Below are 3,538 nucleotides of genomic sequence, written 5' to 3'. Positions count from 1 at the left end.
CATCGTCGATGACACTGCTGATCACCTGGCGCATCGTGCAGGGCGCCGCCATGGGCGCTGCAGTGATGTGCGCGCGCGCCATCGTGCGCGACCTGTACCAGCCGCTTGAAGGCGCCCGCGCCATGTCCAAAGGCTTGAGCGGCCTGGGCGTGCTGGCCTGCATCAGTGCACCGCTGGGCGGCTTGCTGTCGGAGCTTTTCGGCTGGCGCATGGCCCTGATGGCGCTGGCCGTGTTCGGCGCGGCCACGCTGGCCCTCATCTCACTGCGGTTTGAAGAAACCCTGGCACAGAAAAACCCGCGTGCGCTGCAGCCGGCCACACTGCTGCGCACCTGGGTCCATATTCTTCGCAACCCCACGTTCCTGGCGTTTTCGGTGTTGACCGCGGCCTCCTACGGCGGCCTCTTCACCTTTCTGGCCACCTCGTCGTTCGTGTTTATCAAGGTGCTGGGCCTGACCAAAACACATTACGGCCTCATCATGTTTTCGATGTGTTTTTGCTACCTCACCGGCACCTTCATCTGCCGTCGGCTGCTGCCGCGCTTTGGCGTGCGGCGCTCGGTGGCCGTGGCCGCGTGCCTCACACTGGCCGGCGGAACCCTGATGGGCGTGCTGGCCTGGGCCGGCATCCAGAACGTCTGGGCCATCATGCTGCCCTACTACCTGTTCATGCTGGGGCATGGCGTGCACCAGCCCTGCGGGCAGAGCGGCGCCGTTAGTCCCTTCCCCCAGGCGGCGGGCGCTGCCTCGGCCCTCAACGGATTTCTCATGATGGTCGTGGCCTTCGGCATGGGCGGCTGGCTGGGAACCCACATGGACGGCACGGTGCGGCCGCTGACCAACGGCGTCTGGTTCTGGAGCGCGCTGATCGCCGCCACGGCCTGGACCGTGATCCAGAAATACGGAGAGCCTGCCCATGAGGCCGCAGCCAGGGCCTGACATGCGCGGCATCGCACTGGCCGGACCGACGGCCTCCGGCAAAACCGCCGCCGCCATGGCGATTGCACAGCGCCACGCGGTGGAAATCATCAGCGTCGATTCCGCACTGGTCTATCGCGGCATGGACATCGGCACTGCCAAGCCCACAGCGGCCGAGCTGGCCGCTGTGCCGCATCACCTGATTGACATCCGCGACCCGCTGCACGCCTACAGCGCGGCCGAGTTTGTGGCCGACGCCAACCGGCTGATGGAAGACATCCGCGGACGCGGCAAACTGCCGCTGCTGGTGGGCGGCACCATGCTGTACTTCAAGGCGCTGTTCGACGGGCTGGACGACATGCCCAAAGCCGACCCCGCCGCGCGCGCCGTGATAGCCGACGAAGCAGCCGCCAACGGCTGGCCGGCTCTGCATGCCGAACTCGCCCGGGTGGACCCGGTCACCGCCGCCCGGCTCGCACCGAACGATTCGCAGCGCATTTCGCGTGCGCTGGAGGTTTTCCGCGTGTCAGGCCAGCCGCTGTCGTTCTTCCACCAGCAAAACGCTACAAAAACCATAGCTGCTGGCGCACAGCCATCAATGGCTACAGCCCTTATTTCCCTTGAACCTCAAGACCGCAGCTGGCTGCACGAGCGTATTGCCCAACGCTTCGACGCCATGCTGGCCGGCGGGTTTATGGACGAAGTGAAAGCCCTGCGCGCACGCGGCGACCTCAACCCCGACTTGCCTTCGATGCGCTGCGTCGGCTACCGCCAGGCGTGGGAAGCACTGGACGGCAACTACCCGCTGGCCGAGCTGCGCGACAAAGGCATTTTCGCCACGCGCCAGCTGGCCAAGCGCCAGATCACCTGGCTGCGCTCCATGCCGCAGCGCCAGGTCGTGGCCTGCGATGCGGCCGATGCGTTGCAGCAGGTGCTTGCACTGGTTGACGCTTCTGTTGGGCAGACGACATGAGCCTTCAACTCAGGAACCTCGCCAAGCGCTACGGCACAACCGCCGTGTTCAGCCATGTCACGCTGGATGTTGAGCCCGGCGAGTTCGTCGCCATCATCGGCGAATCAGGCGTCGGCAAATCAACGCTGCTCAACTGCATGGCCGGACTCGACACCTGGGACGAAGGCACCGTGCTGCTGAACGGCCAGGACCTGGGCACCATGACCGACGACGAGCGTGCGCTGCTACGCCGCCGCCATGTGGGTTTTGTGTTTCAGGCCTTTCATGTGCTGCCGCACCTGGATGTCGCGCAGAACGTGGCCCTGCCATTGCTGCTGCTCGGCGAGCCGGACGACGCGCGCGTGCAGTCACTGCTGGATGCGGTCGGCCTGTCGGGCATGGGCRGGCGGCTGCCCCAGCAACTCAGCGGCGGCCAGCTGCAGCGCGTGGCGATTGCCCGTGYCCTGGTACACCGGCCCAGCCTGCTGCTGGCCGATGAACCCACCGGCAACCTGGACCCAACGACGGCCGCCAAAGTAATGGATGCGCTGATTGCCCAGACCCGCGAACACGGCGCCTCGCTGGTGCTGGTCACCCATTCGGAAGCCGCAGCCGCCCGCGCTGATCGCCGGCTGCATCTGAGCGCCGACGGAATTCTTCCGTAAGCTGCCCCCCCTTGCTCAGGCCTGGGCGAGCAACTCCGCGTAGCGCTTCAAATCAACATTTCCGCCGCTGATGATGACGCCCACCTTTTCACCCGGTGCGGCAGGGTTGGCCTGCAGCGCGGCGCATGCCCCGGCAAACGCCAGGCAGCCTGTCGGCTCCACCACCATCTTCATGCGTTCGGCAAAAAAGCGCATGGACTCGACCAGCTGCGCATCGCTTACCGTGAGGATGTCGTCCACATCGCGCCGGATGATGGCAAAGGTGTACTCGCCCAGGTACTGGGTTTGTGCGCCGTCGGCAATGGTTTTTGGCGTTTCAATATGCACGATGCGGCCTGCGCGCAGCGACTGCTGGCCGTCGTTCCCCGCTTCAGGCTCGACACCATAGACCTTGCACTGCGGCGACAGGGCGCGGGCTGCAAGCGCCGAGCCGCTGGTAAGCCCGCCGCCGCCCAGACATATGTAGAGACGGTCCAGCGGGCCGGTTTCTTCGATCAGCTCTTTCGCTGCCGTACCCTGGCCGGCGATCACGTCGGGGTGGTCATAAGGCGGGATCAAGGTCATGCCGCGTTCGGTGGCGAGCCGTTTCGTCAGGGCCTCGCGGTCTTCGGTGAAGCGGTCGTACAGCACCACTTCCGCGCCATAGCCCTGCGTGGCGGCCAGCTTGGCAGCGGGTGCATCTTTGGGCATCACGATGACCACGGGCATACCGAGCAGCCTCGCCGAAAGCGCCATCGCCTGCGCATGGTTGCCTGACGAAAACGCGATAGCACCGGCCCGGCGCTGCGCCGCGTCGAACTTCGACAGCGCATTGAAGGCGCCGCGAAACTTGAAAGCGCCCATGCGCTGGAAGTTTTCACATTTGAAAAAGAAATTCGCGCCCCAGCGGGCATCGGCCGTACTGGACCGCAACACGGGCGTGCGGTGCGCATGGCCTTCAAGCCGCGCGGCAGCGGCGGTGACGTCGTCGTAGGTAGGGAGTTGCATGGTGAATACGCTTTCAT

4 protein-coding genes are annotated in these 3,538 nt (G+C 65.4%); 3 read left to right on the top strand and 1 reads right to left on the bottom strand.

All coding sequences use genetic code 11. The annotated features are described in order from the left end of the window. The 3 genes from AC1D1X_RS18580 to AC1D1X_RS18570 form a co-directional block, all read left to right on the top strand. Positions 1–938 (top strand): MFS transporter (locus AC1D1X_RS18580; protein WP_477698851.1); only part of this gene is annotated, 938 nt, incomplete at its 5' end. Beyond that, positions 916–1,890, top strand: coding sequence for a tRNA (adenosine(37)-N6)-dimethylallyltransferase MiaA (gene miaA, locus AC1D1X_RS18575; protein ID WP_477671154.1), 975 nt, complete (start codon positions 916–918; stop codon positions 1,888–1,890). The genes AC1D1X_RS18580 and miaA, both read left to right, overlap by 23 nt. Further along, on the top strand, positions 1,887–2,534 hold the full coding sequence (locus AC1D1X_RS18570; protein ID WP_477698850.1) for an ABC transporter ATP-binding protein: 648 nt from the start codon (positions 1,887–1,889) through the stop codon (positions 2,532–2,534). The genes miaA and AC1D1X_RS18570 overlap by 4 nt, the downstream gene beginning before the upstream one ends. 15 nt (positions 2,535–2,549) lie before the next feature. Here AC1D1X_RS18570 and AC1D1X_RS18565 read toward each other — a convergent pair whose 3' ends face one another. Further along, a complete protein-coding gene (locus AC1D1X_RS18565) occupies positions 2,550–3,521 on the bottom strand; it encodes a threo-3-hydroxy-L-aspartate ammonia-lyase (RefSeq protein WP_477671156.1) in 972 nt (323 codons plus the stop codon). Between the last annotated feature and the right edge of the window lie 17 nt (positions 3,522–3,538).

The organism is Polaromonas sp. P1_G4, assembly GCF_056405475.1.
The sequence above is the reverse complement of the archived record's forward strand: the minus strand, read 5'-3'. Positions and strand labels throughout refer to the sequence as shown.

Bases quoted from the DNA above. Each gene is read 5' to 3' on its own strand.
- miaA (WP_477671154.1), top strand. From the start codon at position 916: ATGAGGCCGCAGCCAGGGCCTGACATGCGCGGCATCGCACTGGCCGGA.
- AC1D1X_RS18565 (WP_477671156.1), bottom strand. From the start codon at position 3,521: ATGCAACTCCCTACCTACGACGACGTCACCGCCGCTGCCGCGCGGCTT.